The sequence below is a fragment of the Microbulbifer zhoushanensis genome (assembly GCF_021729055.1).
Classification (GTDB): domain Bacteria; phylum Pseudomonadota; class Gammaproteobacteria; order Pseudomonadales; family Cellvibrionaceae; genus Microbulbifer; species Microbulbifer zhoushanensis.
On sequence record NZ_JAJSAO010000005.1, the window covers coordinates 160,870 to 178,269 of the forward strand.

Genomic DNA, 17,400 nt, shown 5'->3' on the forward strand with positions numbered 1-17,400 from the left:
GCCTTTGAGCATTTGCCGCGGGGTCGCTGTGCCCTGCGCACAGGTTTTGCATTACCCGAAAACAGCCAGGAATAATTTCCGGCGGGCATAACAGTGCGAACTTACAGTGAACGGCCCCGGAACGGGCGCAGAGCTGAATTAATAATGATCCAGAATATTTGCCACCTGATTGCCAGCCGCGAGCATGGCAGTATTGAAAGACATGTGGTCGACCTGAGTCGCTGGCAGGCCCACAATACCGGCGCGACGGTTACGGTTATCGCCCACCCCCGTTACCGGGAAGTGCTGGACGGGGCCGTTGATTTTATTCCCCTGAACACTGACCGGAGCCGCCACCACCCCAACCTGGTCTGGCGACTGGCCAACCAGCTGCGCGCCGGCAACTTCCAGATCGTCCACGGACACGGCAGCAAGTCAGCGCAACTGCTGGCTGCAGTCCAGCCCTATACAAACCTGAAGCACATCATTACCCGGCACAATGTCCGCCACCCACGGGACAAGCTTGCCAGCGCCTTCGATGCCCGCATCGCCGTGAGCCAGTCTGCGGTTGCCAACTCCCGGCTGTCCTGGCATGTGATTCCCAACGGCATTGAACCCCAGCCGCCAGGTGATCCCGGCAACCAGCAGCCACCGGCGGGCGCAACTGACCTGCTGCTGCCATGCCGGCTCACCAAAACGAACCGGTCAGAACAGTTACTCCAGGCAGTAGCGGGATTGCCCGGGGTTTCCCTGACAGTTGCGGGCTCAGGACCCGAGCAGGGAAACCTGAGAAAAACCTGCGAGATACTGGGAATCGATGACCGGGTCCACTTTACCGCCGCCCGGGATGGGGCAGCCCAACCGACAACGGCAATCACCGTAATCCCATCACGCAGCGAGGAATCTACCTACCTGTTAATCGATGCGCTGTTGCAGCGGAGGCCCGTGTTGTGCCGCCAGGTCGGCGTCGCGGAGGAGTTCGTGCCGCCACGTTTCCTGCTGGGAACAGATGACCCCGAACACCTGGCAGAGCGAATCCGGGCAGCACTCGGGGAAAGAGATGAGCTGGACAGTGTTTTTGCACCCGTATTTTCCCGGGCGGCACAGCAGCTCACCCTGGACTCCATGGCCTCTGCGACCTGGGAAGTTTACTGCAAGCTGCTGGCCCGCGATCAGGCTGTGGGGGACTGACAGAGCTCTTCGTAAATCTGCAAGACCTGCGCAGCAGTCTCATCGACACTGAGCCCGGCGAAATTCAGCTCACCCCGCCGATCGAGAATTGACAGGCTTTTCTGTACGAGCCCATCAAAATCGCCCCGCTCCACCAGGCCCCGGGAAAAACAGCGCTGCACGGTTTCCGCCGCACCATCGTCGCTGTAACACATCACCGGGCAGTTCATTGCCAATGCCTCACTGACCCTGGCTGAATGCGGCCCCGGTTGCTCTGCCAGGTGATAGGTAATCTGCGAACTGGCATACAGCTCGCGCATATCCCGGCGGGCCCCGAGGAAAAGCACCTTATCCTCGAGGCCCAGGTCCAGGGCGAGTTTTTCCAGCTTGCGGGCAAACTTTTCCTGCCCCACGGGTGGGTCACCCACCACCAGCCCGAAAACGTCCCCGCGCTCCCGGCCCAGCGCGGACAGCAACTGCAGGAAAACCTGCTGCCCGTTGCCGGGTGCGAGGGGGGCCGGAATCAGTAACCAGTTCTTGCCCTCCAGCTGGGGATACTCGTTCAGCAAGCGCAACTGCCACTGGCCGGACACAACTGCCGAGCGATCGAATTCCCGGGTATTCACGCCGCGCCAGATTACATTCGGGGAACCTGCCAGGCGCCTGGGATTGCGTTCGTGCAGGGATTTGGCCAGCCACTCTGACACGGCGATAACCCGCTCCCCATAAACCTGTGCCCGGGTAAAAAAGCCATTGCCACTCTCATCGTGCGCACTGGTAACCAGGCGGGGACGAGCAGCCGCAGGCATACGTCGCCAGGCTTGCCACGCAAGCCGTGCGGGTACAGCGCCACTGACATGCAGCACGTCAGCGTCCAGGTCGCGCAAAAGCCTTCGTAACCGCCCCACAACCCGCAGGCTCAAGAGGGAACGCTTGCTGACCGGCAACTGGAAATGCCTGCCGCCCCGCATGGTGAGACGTGGCACCAGCTCGCCACCACTGGAAATGACGATACACTCGTGGCCTCGTCGCATCAGTTCCTGGGCCAGGTCCAGGGTGGACCGCGCCAGCTCTCCCCCGTCAAAATCGGGCAATATTTGAACTACTCGCATGTAACGTCAAAACCCGTACTATGTTTTTTTCGGCTATTGTCCGGAAACAGGGAACTTCTGCCGAGGTGCACAACACATTTTTTACAATCCGTGCGTTCAGGCAGGTTAGCCAGCTCGAATCACAGATTCCTGGCGTGCTAGCATGGCCCGCCAAGGTAATGGAATTTTCACAGGGAAAATTCATAAGGAAAATCTTGATGAAACACACCTGGCTCCTCTCATACGCAAACCTCGCTCGTGCATGGACCGCACTGCTGTTCCTGGCCTTCTCTGCGCTGGCCTTCGCGGCCAACGACAAGGGGGTATTCTGGGTTGCCCAGAAAGATAACCAGACTGTCTACCTGCTGGGCTCGGTACACCTGGCCAACAGTGGTTTCTACCCACTGCGCGAGGAAATTGAACAGGCCTACGGGGAAAGTGACGCACTGGTGGTCGAGGCCGATGTCCTGGCCGCTGAATCCGACCTGGCGCTGCAACAGCAAATCATGCAGGCCTCTGTCTACCAGGGGCAACGGACGTTGAAAGATGACCTGTCGGCAGATGTTTACGGACAATTGCAGGCGTGGCTGGAGCGGCGCAAGATCCCCGAGGCCATGTTCATGCGCCAGCGCCCGGCTATTGCCATGGTCAGCATGAGTATGGTGGAGCTGCGGGCACAGGGACTGGAGCCCGGACTGGGTATCGACCGCCACTTCCTGCTCAAGGCGCACAAGTCAGACAAGCCGGTGCTGGAGCTCGAGGGAATCGTGGCGCAGCTGGAGATGCTCAATAACCTGGAAAACCCGGACCTGCTGCTGGAGCAGACCCTGGAACAACTCGAGGAAGTGCAGTCCTTTGTCCCGCGCATGACTTCGGCCTGGAAGTCCGGTGACATGGACGAGCTGTACGAACTGGTAATCGCCGAGGGGCTGCGGGAACACCCCGAATACGCCTCCCTTTACGATGTGATTTTTTTCGACCGCAACCACACCATGACGGAAAAGATCGCTGAGTTCAGCAACCGGCATGGCAGCCTGTTTGTTATTGTCGGCGCCGGGCATCTCGCCGGCGAAAGAAGCGTGCTCGAGGGACTGGAACAGCAGGGATTCCGCCTGAAGCAGCTCTGAGCTGACCACAGCCCCGCCAAACAAACCCGGGCGAGGGACGGCCCGGGACTCCCTCCCGAAAGAAACAACCGCCGGCAAACTGATAACTGGCGCGCGGCAATACCGCAACGCCCTCGCCGGCGGTTGGGGCCCATTGTAACCGGACACTCACAGGCCGGTAATATTGCGCCTTACAGGCGATCCCGCGCGCCATTATTGCAGCGCCCTACACGCCATTGTCTAGACTCTGGAGGCACCGTGCCCGGTGCGAAACGCAACGGCATCCCGGAGCCTGGTATGGACACCCGCAAGCTTATCCTCCCACTGCTCACACCCGCATGGCTGGGGCTTTCTTTCATCCCCGCCCACGCGGACACGGCCAAGACCAGTGGCGGCCTGGAAATCGTTTCCGATGATGGAAACTTTTCCGCCGAGCTGGGTGGCCGCATTCACTTTGATACCTACCTTTTCGATACCGATATCGACGACCCTGTCAGCACCACCGAATTCCGCCGCGCCCGGATCACCCTGACCGGCGAGGCTTACAACTGGGAATACAAGCTTGAGCAGGATTTTGCCGCCGGCGACACCCTGGCCGGCTTCCGCGAGGTCTGGATCGGCCACGATTTTTACGGTGGGCAGATCAGGGTCGGCCAGTTCAAACCGTTCCGGGCGATGGAGGAGCTCACCAGCTCCAATGAAATCCTGATGCTGGAGCGACCCTTTACCACCGCCACGGGCATTTATGACGGGCGCCAGTTCCAGCAGGGCATTGGCTGGAACAATTACTGGGACTGCTACACCGCCGGGATCATGGCGTTTAACCTGCGCAACGCCGATGCTCCCCGCAATGAGGGCGTCGGTGCGGCAGGCCGCTTCACCTGGGCACCGATCAACAACGAGCTGAGCACCATCCACCTGGGCGCTTCATACAGCTATGAAAACGCCAACCGGGAGACGGAGCCGTTTGAGGCCGACGCCGACTATGCCGGCCGACGCGGACCCAGCCAGCTGATTGCCCTGACTCCCGGTGACGAGGAATTCTTCTTTGGCGATTTCGGTGACGACGAATTCTTTCTCGGCTCCCAGGGCGGCGCCGTACACATCACCGGCCTGGAGCTGGCCGGCACCTGGGGACCGTTTTACGCCCAGATGGAATACGCCTATGGCGACTACGAGGGCGAATACTCGGTTTCCGAGATCTTCTTCGAGGACCTGTTTGACGCACCGCCAACGTTTGAATGCGATCCGGATTTCGGCTGCTTTATCGGCGACCAGGACGTCCACGCCTGGTATATCCAGGGCAGCTGGCTGATCACCGGTGAGCACAAGCCCTATAACAGCAAGAAAGGCGTCTTCAAGTCAGCCAAGCCCAGCAGCCCCTGGGGGGCCTGGGAGCTTACGGCCCGCTATGAGTCGATCCAGAACGATGAGATACCCGACCTGGAAGCGGACAGCTGGATTGTGGGCGTCAATTATTACCACAACCCCAAAGTGCGCTTTATGCTCAACCTCCGTTTCGGTGACGATGACTTCACCGGCGACGGTACTGACCAGCTGGGCATCCGCGCACAGATGAGCTGGTAGCCGGCAGCACAGCACGGAACCCGGCACAAAAAAAAAGGGCCCCGGAAGGGCCCTTTCCTGTTGCCGTGCCTGGTTATCCCACCTGCTGCGCAGTCGCGGGGTCAAACACCTCGACCGGTCGGCTCGCACCGGTACCACTGGAGGGGTTCTGGAAGCGCTCCAACGCATCGTTACGGAACTTTTGAGCCTCCTCGACGCTGGCCTCTTTCACCGGGCCATAACCGCGGATACGGTCTGGATAACTGAGCAGCTCGATCGCGGCGGCATGGTTATCGGCATTGAGGGAACCGATAACCCGGTCCACCAGCTGCTCGTACTCACCGATCAGCTGGCGCTCCATGCGGCGCTCGGCGGTGTAACCGAAAATATCAAACGCCGTGCCGCGCAGGAACTTGAAGCGTGCCAGCACGCCAAACGCCTTGTGCATCCAGCCGCCGAATTTCATCTTCCGCGGGCGTCCCAGCGCCTTGTCGAACGGTGCCAGCAGCGGCGGTGCCAGGTTGAACTCCAGTTCGAAATCGCCGGCGAAATTCTCTTCCAGCGCACTGGTGAAGCGACCGTCAGTGTAGAGCCGGGCCACCTCGTACTCATCCTTGTAGGCCAGCAGCTTGGCGTAATAACGCGCAACTACTTCCGCCAGGGCCTCGCTCGCCGGCACCCGCAGGATCTCGGCATCCCTGACCCTGTCCACCAGCGCCTGGTAACGACGCGCCAGCTCGGCGTTCTGGTAGCCGGTCAGGTGCCCCACCCGGTGGGCAACGATCTCTTCCAGCGTGCGGGGCAGCTGCGCCGTGCGGCGAGTGCCTTTCAGCAGCTGGTCAAGGCGGGCCCGGTCGGCCGCCGCCAGGCGCCCGGCGGCGAACCCCTGCAGGTTGGCCTCCACCGCCACGCCGTTCAGCTCGATAGCCTGCTGCAGGGCATCCAGGCCCAGCGGCAGCATGCCCTTCTGCCAGGCAAAGCCCAGCATAAAAATGTTGGCGGTCAGGGTGTCACCGAGCGCGGCTTCGGTGAGCTTGTGGCCCTCCACCGCTTCCAGCTCGCGCACAGTGTCACTGATGGTGTCCAGCACCGCCTGGGGCGAATGCGCATCCTCACGCCCGAGCACCGAGGCTGCCGTGGGGCTCAGGTGTGTGTTCACGACAGCCCGGGAATGGGTTTCGTCCAGCTTGGCCAGGCAGGCCTGCAGGTTACCCGCGGCGATCAGGTCGCAGGCCAGCAGGGAGTCCGCGCGACCGTCAGAGATACGCACCGCTTTCAGTGCCTCCGGCGCCGCGGCGAACCGCACGTGGGAGTAGACCGCCCCGCCCTTCTGCGCCAGGCCGGTCTGGTCCAGGGTGCTGGTGGCCTTGCCCTCAATATGCGCCGCCATCGCCAGCAGCGCGCCGATGGTCACCACGCCGGTTCCACCAACACCGGTGACCAGCAGGTTATAGGGCTCCTCCAGTGACGGCAGTTGCGGCATTTCCAGTTTGCCGGCCTCGGTGCGCAGTACGTCGCCCACACCAGCCTGTTTGTTCAGCTTGCCACCCTTCACGGTCACGAAGGAGGGGCAGAAGCCGTTCACACAGGACATGTCCTGGTTACAGCCGGTCTGGTTGATGCGGCGCTTGTCCCCAAAGGCGGTGTCCACTTTCTCCACCGCGATACAACTGGACTGCTTGACGCAGTCACCGCAGCCCTCACAGACCAGTTCGTTGATGAACGGGCGCCCCTCAGCCTGCGGCAGCAGGCCGCGCTTGCGCTTGCGGCGCAGCTCGGTGGCGCAGGTCTGGTCATAAATGATCACGGTACAGCCAGCGGTCTCGCGCAGCTCTTCCATCACCACCGGCATGTGGTCGCGGTGGCGGATTTCGACTTCTTTCGGGAAAGTCAGCATGCCCCGGTACTTGTCCGGGTTGTCCATCACCAGGACAACCTTTTCCACGTTCTCCGCCAGCACCTGGCGGCAGATCATGTCCGGGTGCAGCTCGCCATCGTGCGGCTGCCCGCCGGTCATGGCCACGGCATCATTGAACAGGATCTTGTAAGTGATGTTGACCTTCGCCGCCACGGAGGCGCGGATGGCGAGGATCCCGGAGTGGAAATAGGTACCGTCACCGAGGTTGACGAATACGTGCTCCTCGCTGGTGAATGGCGCCTGGCCAACCCAGTTGACGCCCTCGGCGCCCATCTGGGTAAAGGTGTAGGTTTCGCGGTCAAGCCACTGGGCCATGTAGTGACAGCCGATACCCGCCAGTGCACGGCTGCCCTCAGGTACCTTGGTGGAGCGGTTATGGGGACAACCGGCACAGAACATCGGCAGGCGCGACACACTGGAGCCGGCCTGCCGGGAAATACGCTCGGCCAGGGTGTCCAGGCGCATCAGCCGGTGTTTCGCGCGCTCGCTAAGGTCCCTGTCACCAAGTACCCGGCCCAGCACCTGGGCCACCACCGCCGGCGACAGCTCGCCGTACATTGGCATCAGCGGCTGATCGTGCTCGTCCACCTTGCCCAGGATGCGGGGGAAATTCGGGTCCTTGAGGTGGACGTTGTACAGCTCCTCTTTCAGCTGCACTTCCATCAGGCTACGCTTTTCCTCGAGTACCAGCAGGTGGTCGAGCCCGCGGGCGAACTCCTGGATACCGGGGACATCCAGCGGGTAGGTCATGCCCACCTTGAGGATGCGGATACCCAGGTCGCGGGCCTGCTGTTCGTCAATGCCCAGGTCTTCCAGGGCCTGCATCAGGTCCAGGTGGGCCTTGCCGGTGCTGACAATCCCCAGGGTCGCCTGCGGGTTGTCGAGCACCACTTTGTTCAGTTTGTTAGCGCGGGCAAACGCCAGCGCAGCCGGGCGCTTGTAGCGCCACAGGCGCTCTTCCTGTTCCAGCGGGTTATCCTGCTTGCGGATGTTCAGGCCACCTTCCGGGCGCTCCACTTCCGGGTAACTGAATTGCACCCGCTCGGGATCCACCTCCACGGTGGAAGAGCTGTCCATGTTTTCCGCCAGGGTAATCATCGCCACCCAGCAGCCGCTGAAGCGCGACAGCTCCAGGCCGTAGTGGCCATAGTCCAGCACTTCCTGCACGGTGGATGGGTTGAGCACCGGGATATGCATATCCACAAAGGCGAATTCGGACTGCCCGGGATAGGACGACGACTTGCAGCCGTGGTCGTCGCCGGCAATGATCAGGGCACCACCCTTGGGGGAGGAGCCGGCCGCGTTGGCGTGACGGAACGCATCACCGGAGCGGTCGACACCCGGTGTCTTGCCGTACCAGATACCACAGACGCCATCCACCTGGGCGCCTTCGAACAGGCCTACCTGCTGCGATCCCCAGACGGAAGTCGCCGCCAGTTCCTCGTTCACACCGGGGACAAAGCGGATGTTGTGCTCCTGCAGCAGCTTGCCGGCGCGGCTCAGCTGCTGGTCGTAGCCGCCCAGGGGCGAGCCGCGGTAACCGGAGATAAAAGTGGCGGTATTGAGACCGCGGGCCCGGTCCATGCGCATCTGGTCGATGGGCAGGCGCACCAGTGCCTGGATGCCCGACAGCAGTACCCTGCCCCTGAGGGTGGTATAGCGATCGTCCAGGGAAATCTTCTGGGGCTGGGGTTGCGCCGCGTTCTGCGGGCTCTTGACTGCTTCACTCATACGCCTACTTCCGGTTCTCTCTTCGCTCGAACTTCTGCTAAAAGCCCGTTTCGTGCTGATCATTATTGTTCCGGCAATCCAGGTCCCCCTGCCGCCCCCCTTTTCCGGGGGGTTGCGGCCAATTCCGGGGCCGGTAGCCCGTTGCGCGGCCCCGCCCGGGACTGGCGGGAGGGCTACGACGAGCTGGTCAGGTCATACTAGTGCTTAAAGCGCAATGAATCATTGCTTTATTTACACCATTGGGCGTAAAATTATGATGACCGTCTCGATTAAAGCAAAAATTGTAGGACAGGAGTTTATATGAAGCGTTCGACAGACCTGGACGATTTTGACCGCAAGATTCTGCGAGCGCTGCAGGAGAACGCCGACTATTCCATGGCGGAACTCGGAGATAAAGTGGGTCTTTCCCACACGCCCTGCTGGCGCCGGATCAAACGCCTCGAGGCAGAGGGCATCATCCGTGGACGGGTCACCCTGCTCGACCCCCGTAAACTCGACCTGGGAGTCACAGTATACTGCTATGTGACCATCCAAAACCACGACGAGGAGTCACTGAACAGCTTTGAGTCCGCCGTTCACGATGTCCAGGAAGTGGTTGAATGCTACTCCACCAGCGGCGATAAAGACTATGTGCTGCGCGTGGTGGTGGACAGCGTAGAGCACTACGAACAGCTACTCAAGCGGACTCTGGTGCACCTGCCCAATGTCGCGTCGGTTAATTCAACCTTCGCCCTCAAACAGGTGAAGTACACCACCCAGCTGCCGCTCTAGGCCGCGCGGCAGGCCCCTGCCTGCCGCGGCCCCGGGAAGCGGTAAAGTGACGTGCGTCTCAGTCCAGCTCCCGCAGCTGCTCGAGCACCCGGTCCAGCACCTGCTGCAGGTTCCGGCCGTCGCAGTCCACAGTGATATCCGCGTACTGGCGGTAGAGCGCCTGGCGCTCCTCGAACAGTTCGGCAAAGGACTGGCCCGGCGCCTTGGCAATGCCGCGACTGTCATAGTTGTGGATACGGCGGCGCAACTCTTCGGCAGAGCAATTGAGGAACACCACCGGCCCGAAACCGGACAGGTTTTTCATGCCCTCGTCGCTGTACACGACACTTCCGCCGGTGGCGATCACGTGCTTCGGCAGGTTAGCCGCCCTGATGACCTCCCCCTCGATCCGCCGCAGGTTCATATAATCCGTTTCGTCGAGGATTTCCTGGAGGGTCTTGTTTTCCCGCAGCTGGATAAGCACATCGGTATCGACGAAATCCAGCGCGAGCTCCTTGGCCAGCAGCACCCCGAGCGTGCTTTTGCCCGCGCCGGGCATCCCGACCAGTACGATACTTTTCTGTTTCTTCATGAATTTATTGTGACTGCTAAATTATCCTGACGGCACTGCCTTGCAGCGGTCCCGCACCCGCACCGGCCTGGACATTACCCTGCCCCACCCTGGTTCTCAATCCCCGCGCCGCGGAGAGACCAGGGCACGCAACCAGCCGCGCAGGGTATTTTCCCCCAGCAGCATCCGGTCCAGTTCATCCATATTGTGCGCCTGGCGGAAAGCATCGGCAAACAGGGCCTCCCGCGTGATCATGCGACGACCGGGGTTGATCTTGCGAATTTCCCGGGCCGGGTTGCCGGCTACCACGGTATTTTCCGGGACATCCCTGGTCACCACACTGCCGGCCCCGACAACGGAGTTATCCCCGATCGTCACGCCCTTGCAGACAATGACACTGTCCCCCAGCCAGACATTGTTCCCCAACCGTACCGGCGAGGTACAGCGAAACGGACGCGTACGGTTATACAGGCCGTGCCAGTCCGAATCGCTGATATACGTATTCGCCGCTATCATGCAGGCATTGCCGATGTGTATGGACTGCTCGGCAGAAATGCGCACGCCGGGTGAAATAAGGACGTAATCGCCAATGTGGATTTCCGCCTTCTTGCCCCGGTGGCCCAGGGTGGTCAGGCGAATCGGGTTATCCGGTGTGGAAATCAGGTGGGGGAAGTCACCCAGCTGGATGCGGTCACCAAAGACCTGCACCGAACCGGGGTCCATGATTTCCGGCTCCCGGCCAATAGCGTCAAACTGCGGCCACAGGAAGCGACGCGCACGCCAGTTGCGCAGGCGCACCTGCAATCGCTTGAGCCAGTATGGGCGGTGGTCCTTGCGCATATAAAAGAGTTACCTTGCGAACAAATCCTGGAGCCCGCTATAGGCGAATGTGCCAATTGCTTTTCCAGGGGGGTCGGTTTACTGTTGCCCGAAATCCAGAACAAGAACGATCGACCATGTCCATCAACCTGCCCGTCGACATCCACTCCATCAAGGGTTTCCTGGCCGCCCACGAGGGCGAGGCCCTGTACCACCTCGCCGCCGAGGCGAGCGGTTTCGGCGCGTGCCTGGAAGTCGGGAGTTACTGCGGCAAATCCACCATTTACATGGCTTCCGCCTGCAAGCTGATGAATGGTGTGCTCTACGCAGTGGATCACCACCGCGGCTCCGAAGAGCACCAGCCGGGCGAGGAATACCACGACCCGTCCCTTTTTGACCAGGGCGCGCAGTTGATGGACAGCTTCCGTACTTTCCGCGGCAATATCCGCGCGGCCAACCTGGAAAACTGGGTGGTGCCGATTGTAGCGAGTTCAGCCGTGGCCGCGCGCTTCTGGAATACCCCACTGAGCCTGGTCTTTATTGACGGCGGCCACTCCCTCGAGGCCGCCATGACCGATTACCGCAGCTGGTCCCGGCATATTGTGCCCGGCGGCTACCTGGCGATCCACGATATCTTCCCCGACCCCAACGACGGCGGCCAGGCGCCCTACGAAATATACAAGCTGGCGCTGGCCTCAGCCCAGTTCGAGCTGGTCGAACTGGTCGACACCCTCGGTATACTGCGCCGCGTCTGATGAGTGGGTCACCGCTGTGAAAAGCGCACAGGCTCCGGTCAGCGAAGCCAGTGCATCCGCAGCAAGCAGCATGGCCCCAACTGTCCAGGTGGTTTTCTCTTCCGGCCACACGGCATCGTCACGGTAGACATAACCGGTCCAGTAACCCCCGTCCCGGTCCTGCCAGCGATGCAGGTAGCGGTAGATTTCAGCGGCGCGCCCCCTCTCTCCCGCCGCCACCAGTGACATGGTGAGCTCACAACTCTCCGCCACCGTTACCCAGGGCTCATCGTTAACACAGCGGCAACCCAGGCCCTCCACGACAAACTCATCCCACTTCCGCTCCAGTCTCGCGCGGGCTGCATCGCCACGAAACACCCCAGTGAGAACCGGGTAGAACCAGTCCATGGAAAAGCGGGCCTTGCTTTCCCAGGTGCGGTCGAAGCGCTCCGGCGCCAGCCGCAGTGCATCGCCGAGCTTGCGGCGCCCATGGATCCACTGCGGGCGCGCATGGCCGAGTGTGTGCGCAATGGCGATACCACACTCGAGACTTTTGTAAATCGATGCGCAACCGGTAATCAGCGCATCCTCCATCGGCTTTCCGTCGGCATCGACTGCCCAGTGGATCTCACCGTATTCCGTCTGCAGCCGCAGTACGAATGCCAGCGCCCTGTCCACCATTGCCCAGTGACGCAACAGGAAGTCCCGGTCGCCGCTCACCAGGTAGTGGTGCCAGATACCGGTGGCGATATAGGCAACAAAATTCGTCTCCCGGCGTTCGCTGTTATGCACAGCATTGTCCCGGTACGCGGCCCACCAGCTACCGTCCGGCAACTGCAATCGGGCCAGCCACGTATAGGCCCTCTCGGCGGCGCCATGCTCCCCGGCGATGCTCAATCCCATCGCCGCCTCGATGTGATCCCAGGGGTCGGCATAACCGCCGGTAAACCAGGGGATGCAGCCATCGGGCTGTTGCTGGGAAAGGATGTAATCGGCACTTTTGCGCAGGAAATCCCGCGGAAACAGTGGCTCATCCTCAGGCGCGACCACCTGTGCCGTCACCGGATTGGTCATGCGTGCGCCTCCAGCGCGGGAACCGCCTGTTCCGCCTCGCAGGGCGGCTTTACAAAGTACAACACAATACTTTTCCCCAGGATTGGTGCCAGCAGTTTCTCCAGCACACGCGTCAACAATGGCCGCTGCATCAGGTCCCAGACCAGGAAGCGGTGATAGAGCTGCAACAGGCGGGACTCCGGGCGCTCCCACAGCAGGCATTTCAGCCACCAGTAGGGCGCGTGCAGCGCGTGGGCTTTATGCCTCGCATAGCAACGATGGCCAAGTGATTCGATACTGCGACGCAGCTGGCGCTCGCGGAAAATGCGGATATGGCCACCTTCCACCTGGTGGTATTCGTCGCTCAGTTTCCAGCAGACCCACTCGGGCAGGAAGGTTGGCACGCTGGCCGCGAAGGTGCCGGCGGGCTTCAGGACCCGGTCGATTTCAGCAAGCATGCCGCGGTAGTCATGGATATGCTCGAGCACCTCGGAACAGATCACCACGTCAAAACTGTTGTCGGCAAATGGCAGGCTCAGGCCGTTACCCACACCCAGCAGCAACCTGCCGGCCGCCTCCCCCTCCTGCAGGAAGGGTACCGCCCGGTCCCTTGCGGTGGAGATATCGGTAAAATCCAGGTCGAAGCCGTAGACATCGACATTGTCCGACAGCGCGAGGTGAATGGCATGGCGTCCCTCCCCGCAGCCCAGGTCGAGGACTGTCTGGCCCGGCTGCAGTTTCAGCCGCTGCGGCTCGACTGTAATCATCAGGCGGCCTCCGCCTTGTCATTGGCTACCCGCACCGAGAGCGGCAACAGCGCACCCGGTTGCCTTCCGGTGGAAATAATTCCCCGGTAGTAGTCCACCAGCTGTTCGGCCACATGCCGCCAGGAGAATTCGCGCTCGATGCGCGCCCGGCCCCGGGTTGCCAGCTCGGCCCGCAGTGATGCATCACCGAGCAAGCTTGCTATTGCTGTAGCGAGGGCCTTATTGTCACCGGCGGGTACCAGTAGCCCGGCGTCGCCCACTACTTCGGGCAGCGCACCACCGTCACTGGAAATCACCGGGGTGCCACAGGCCATTGCCTCGCCGGCAGGCAGGCCGAAACCCTCGTAGAGAGAGGGGCAGACCACCAGTGAAGCAGAGGCGTAATAACCGGCCATTTGCTCATTGGAAATACCGGATTCGAAGCGCACTGCATCCTGCAACTGCAATTCCTGCAACAGTTCTGCCGTGGGACCGCCCTCTTTCAGCCGGCCAATCACCAGCAGCTCCAGCTCCGGGTATTGGCGACGCACCTGCGCCAGGGCCAGCAGCAATACTCGCAGGCCCTTGAGGGGCTGGTCTGCGGACGCGGTTGTCATGATGCGGTGCGGCACCTTCTGGATATGCGGCTGCGGGCGGAATACCGACGTATCGATACCGTTGTGGATTACCTGGATCTGCCGCTCGTGCACACCGAACTGCTCGATAATATCCCGCCGCGACTGGGCAGAGACCGTCACGATATGGGCCAGCTTGCGCGACACCCGCTTCTGCATGCGCAGGAAACTGTGCCAGCGGCGCACCAGCAGGCGATAACGCCAGTCCGGTGCCGCCTGCACGGCAAGGTCCCGATCCCGTGTGATCGGGTGATGGATGGTGGCGACAACCGGCAGCCCATTGCTCTCGATCTCCAGCAGCCCGTCACAGAGCGACTGGTTGTCATGCACGATATCGTAATGCTTACCGTGCCGGCGCAGGTATTTTGCCGCCCGGCGGCCAAAGGTGTAGGGCTCGGCGAATCCCCCGGTGAGCTTACTCCACCATTCGAAGAAATCCGCCCAGCTGAGCAGGTGCCGCCAGCGCAGGGCACGGGTGGGGTTCTCGACCTCGTAGAGGTTCAGTCCCGGCATTTTGATCAGGCGAACCCGCGGATCCAGTTCCGGATACGGCTGGCCGGAAATAACGTCCACCTGGTGCCCCGCCTCAACCAGCGCCTTGCTCAGGTAGTAGAGGTAAACTCCCTGTCCACCGCAATGCGGATGACTGCGATAGCCGAGGAGACAGATTTTGAGTGGACGCGAACTCGAGACAGCAGGACCGTCGGCACAATTCTCCAGGGCCGTCATGGATTCCCCATTCAATTCGTATTATTGGTACTGGCAGATTCAGGAGAAGAATACACCGGCATGAATGTGACTGCCACCGCAATGGCGTCCACTCCGGGGTTGGCTGGACTGATATAAAAACGGGAGGGCAGCACCCTGCCCTCCCGCGGGAGTGATACTAACTGTTCAGAAACTGAACTTGTAACCTACACCCAGGTTGAAGATCCACGGATCCAGCTGCAGCTCGTCACGAATCCGTACCGGCAGCTCTACAGGCGCTGCAAAATCCGCCGGCCGGGTGAAGGTATTGAACCCCAGGTCCAGATCCGGCTCCGAGTCCACATACATGGCAGAAGCATTGATGATCCAGGTGTTATCACGACCGAACGCGAAATCCACACCGACCTGGGCGGTCCAGCTGAAATCGCTGCCGAAGCTGATCAGGCCATGGTCACGAGCGCCATCAACCCGTGTAACCCCGCGCACAAAGTCCTCGTCGATATTGGTGTAGGCCACACCGAGCCCCACATAGGGTTGCCAGAGGCAGGACGGGTCGAGGAAGAACCAGTCGAGGTACAGGCTTACCGTGCTGTAATCAAAGTCACCCAGCCCCTCGGAAAACTCACCGATAAACTCGCCGGTATCGGCCACTACCGCATCGGAGCGCAGGGTCGCGTCGAGGCTGGCCTCGCTCTCCCAGTAAAGCTCGATCGCCCAGTGATCCATGAAGATGTAGGTACCGCTGATAAACCAGGTAGTCTCATCATCGATATCAAGCCCTACGCCCACATCAATCGGGACCTGCTCCGGGTTCGGGAGGGGCTCGCCCAGCTCGTCAAACAGGAGGTTCTCGGCGATAAATGACTGGGTTGTCGAATAATCGTCATCCGGGTCCACCCAGGCGGCGCCCACTCGCACAATGGTGGTACCGGCAATGTAGCCGGAGGGGGGCGGGGGTGCCTGTACCGGGTAACCTGAGGGGCCCGCGAGAGCCGACTGTGCGGCGAGGCCGGCATTAACCGCCACTGCCAGGGGAATGAGGAGGGGCTTCAGTCTCATGGGGTAACTCCTTGTAACGCTAAAAAGCTCCTTCGCCGCATGTGCGGTTACAAACAGTATAGGTGGGGTTTTGCGGGCTGCAGAAAGGCTCGCCTAAAACAGGAATAAATCAAAGAAATTAATTTTCCACTTACTCGTCATCGCAAAAAAAATGCCCGCCAATTGGCGGGCCAGTTTTCTCGAACACACTTTCAGGAGGAGAGCTTAAGACACGCTGTTTGCCTGTCTGACTCTAGGTATAGCAGAGGAATTTTTGCCGCAGCCAGTGGCAGTCGCGAATCCCATCTTTTTCTGCTCACAACAGGCCGGCCCCGGCACTTGAGCTGTGACGCATCACACGCGATGCAGGTAACTCTGGTATTCCACATCGGTAACCCGGGCGTCGATCTCCGCAAGCTCCTGCCGCTTGAGCAACACAAACAGCTCCACAAACCGCGGGTCGAGGTATTTCTGCCACAGGGCACTCTGCTCAAAACGCTGGAGTGCAGCGCCCCACGTATTGACCAGCTGCTCGCTTTCCACCTGGTAGGCGTCCCCCTCAACAGGCGCAGGGGCCTCCAGCTGCTGCTCGATTCCGTGACAGACACCCGCCAGGATAGCCGCCAGCACCAGGTAGGGATTCACATCGGCACCTGCGATCCGGTGCTCGATGCGGCGCGCTTCCGGGTCACTTGCCGGCACCCGCAGTGTGGTGGTGCGGTTGTCGTACCCCCAGCACAGATTCAGCGGGGCGTGGGAACTCTCCTGGAAGCGCCGATAGGAGTTTGCATGGGGGGCGAACACCGCCATGGCGTCGTTCGCCGTCGCCAGCATCCCCGCGGCGGCGTAACGCAGCAGGTCCGTACCCTGGTCAGAACCATCGTTGAAGACATTCTTGCCGTCCTGGTCGATCAGGCTCATGTGGACATGCATGCCATTACCGGCCTGGTCCCCGAAGGGCTTGGCCATGGTGCTGACCCTCAGGCCGTGGCTCCGGGCCACACCTTTCAACAACCGCTTGAACAGCAGGGTCTGGTCCGCCACTTTCACCGGGTCGGCGCTGTGCAGCAGGTTGATCTCGAACTGGCCCGGTGCGCATTCCGACAGGATCGAATCCGCGGGGATCCCCTGCTCCTCGCAGGCCGCGCGCACGTCGGCAAAGAAATGCCGCTGGGCATCCAGCTCTGACAGGTCATAGACGTCGGTGGATGGCACCAGGTCGGCGTCGTTGTCGCTGACCGGTCGCGGCCGGGCCAGGTGGTCTGCATCTTCACGCAGCAGGTAAAACTCAAGCTCGGTGGCGCAGACAGCGCGGTAACCCAGCTCACCCAGCCGCTCGACTACCCGCTGCAACTGGGTGCGGGGATCCGCGTACAGCGGTGAACCGTCTGCCTCGTGCAGCTGCATGTGCAGTTGTGCGGTTTTCTCCCGGTGCCAGGGCGCCATGGAAATTGGCGACACGGGCACACAGACCCCATCACTGTCGCCGCTGGCAAACACCAGCGGGCTGTTCTCGATATCCCGGCCCCAGACATCCAGGCTGACGGCACTGCGCGGCATCTGCAGGCCGCCCTTCAGCAGCTTGTCTGCAGCCTCGGCCGGCAGCCACTTGCCGCGGGGGATACCGTTGATATCAAAGGCAAAGCCCTCGATCCACTTCAGGTCGGGATGCTCGCGCAGGAAGGTTTCCGATGCGTCGAGAATCTCCGGGGACGGGGAGAATCGTTGTTCTTCTGACATAAATAGCCTGGCAATAAAAAGGTGGCCAAAAAGCGAAGCGGGCGC

Annotated in this window: 14 protein-coding genes; 5 read left to right on the top strand and 9 right to left on the bottom strand. The window is 61.2% G+C overall.

Going from position 1 to position 17,400, the window contains the following annotated elements; translation table 11 throughout:
- The first annotated feature begins 144 nt into the window (after positions 1–144).
- Positions 145–1,170: a glycosyltransferase family 4 protein gene (locus tag LVD10_RS11510; RefSeq protein ID WP_232941735.1), complete on the top strand. Its 1,026-nt coding sequence runs from the start codon at positions 145–147 to the stop codon at positions 1,168–1,170.
- On the opposite strand, the gene LVD10_RS11515 is transcribed toward LVD10_RS11510, so the two are convergent.
- Positions 1,152–2,261 (bottom strand): glycosyltransferase, encoded by a 1,110-nt coding sequence (locus LVD10_RS11515; RefSeq protein WP_232941734.1) that lies wholly within the window; start codon positions 2,259–2,261, stop codon positions 1,152–1,154. The two genes, LVD10_RS11510 and LVD10_RS11515, sit on opposite strands and share 19 nt — an antisense overlap.
- A 197-nt stretch (positions 2,262–2,458) precedes the next feature.
- Here LVD10_RS11515 and LVD10_RS11520 point away from each other — a divergent pair, with 197 nt between their 5' ends.
- Positions 2,459–3,367 (top strand): TraB/GumN family protein, encoded by a 909-nt coding sequence (locus LVD10_RS11520; RefSeq protein WP_237063724.1) that lies wholly within the window; start codon positions 2,459–2,461, stop codon positions 3,365–3,367.
- Positions 3,368–3,643: 276 nt separating this feature from the next.
- Positions 3,644–4,933: an OprO/OprP family phosphate-selective porin gene (locus LVD10_RS11525; protein WP_237063726.1), complete on the top strand. Its 1,290-nt coding sequence runs from the start codon at positions 3,644–3,646 to the stop codon at positions 4,931–4,933.
- A gap of 73 nt (positions 4,934–5,006) precedes the next feature.
- On the opposite strand, the gene LVD10_RS11530 is transcribed toward LVD10_RS11525, so the two are convergent.
- Complete coding sequence (locus LVD10_RS11530) at positions 5,007–8,561, bottom strand: indolepyruvate ferredoxin oxidoreductase family protein (RefSeq protein WP_237063728.1); 3,555 nt, start codon at positions 8,559–8,561, stop codon at positions 5,007–5,009.
- 300 nt (positions 8,562–8,861) lie between these two features.
- On the opposite strand from LVD10_RS11530, the gene LVD10_RS11535 reads away from it, so the two are divergent.
- Entirely contained in the window at positions 8,862–9,332 is a 471-nt protein-coding gene (locus LVD10_RS11535; protein WP_232941730.1) for an Lrp/AsnC family transcriptional regulator, read from the top strand.
- 58 nt (positions 9,333–9,390) lie between these two features.
- Here the strand turns inward: LVD10_RS11535 and LVD10_RS11540 are convergent, their stop codons facing one another.
- Both LVD10_RS11540 and LVD10_RS11545 read right to left on the bottom strand, forming a co-directional pair.
- Positions 9,391–9,903: a shikimate kinase gene (locus tag LVD10_RS11540; protein ID WP_232941729.1), complete on the bottom strand. Its 513-nt coding sequence runs from the start codon at positions 9,901–9,903 to the stop codon at positions 9,391–9,393.
- Positions 9,904–9,999: 96 nt separating this feature from the next.
- Positions 10,000–10,722, bottom strand: coding sequence for an acyltransferase (locus tag LVD10_RS11545; protein WP_232941728.1), 723 nt, complete (start codon positions 10,720–10,722; stop codon positions 10,000–10,002).
- Positions 10,723–10,838: 116 nt separating this feature from the next.
- Here LVD10_RS11545 and LVD10_RS11550 point away from each other — a divergent pair, with 116 nt between their 5' ends.
- Positions 10,839–11,456: a class I SAM-dependent methyltransferase gene (locus tag LVD10_RS11550; protein WP_232941727.1), complete on the top strand. Its 618-nt coding sequence runs from the start codon at positions 10,839–10,841 to the stop codon at positions 11,454–11,456.
- Here the strand turns inward: LVD10_RS11550 and LVD10_RS11555 are convergent.
- The 5 genes from LVD10_RS11555 to LVD10_RS11575 all read right to left on the bottom strand — a co-directional run bounded on the left by LVD10_RS11555 (position 11,397) and on the right by LVD10_RS11575 (position 17,355).
- Complete coding sequence (locus LVD10_RS11555; protein ID WP_237063729.1) at positions 11,397–12,509, bottom strand: prenyltransferase/squalene oxidase repeat-containing protein; 1,113 nt, start codon at positions 12,507–12,509, stop codon at positions 11,397–11,399. The two genes, LVD10_RS11550 and LVD10_RS11555, sit on opposite strands and share 60 nt — an antisense overlap.
- Positions 12,506–13,255 (bottom strand): class I SAM-dependent methyltransferase, encoded by a 750-nt coding sequence (locus tag LVD10_RS11560; protein WP_232941725.1) that lies wholly within the window; start codon positions 13,253–13,255, stop codon positions 12,506–12,508. The genes LVD10_RS11555 and LVD10_RS11560 overlap by 4 nt, the downstream gene beginning before the upstream one ends.
- The gene (locus LVD10_RS11565) at positions 13,255–14,598 is read right to left on the bottom strand and encodes a glycosyltransferase family 4 protein (protein WP_232941724.1); all 1,344 of its coding nucleotides are present in this window, start codon (positions 14,596–14,598) and stop codon (positions 13,255–13,257) included. The genes LVD10_RS11560 and LVD10_RS11565 overlap by 1 nt, the downstream gene beginning before the upstream one ends.
- A gap of 165 nt (positions 14,599–14,763) precedes the next feature.
- The gene (locus tag LVD10_RS11570) at positions 14,764–15,636 is read right to left on the bottom strand and encodes an OmpW/AlkL family protein (RefSeq protein WP_232941723.1); all 873 of its coding nucleotides are present in this window, start codon (positions 15,634–15,636) and stop codon (positions 14,764–14,766) included.
- Between the two features lie 333 nt (positions 15,637–15,969).
- Positions 15,970–17,355: a glutamine synthetase family protein gene (locus LVD10_RS11575; protein WP_232941722.1), complete on the bottom strand. Its 1,386-nt coding sequence runs from the start codon at positions 17,353–17,355 to the stop codon at positions 15,970–15,972.
- Positions 17,356–17,400: the final 45 nt, after the last annotated feature.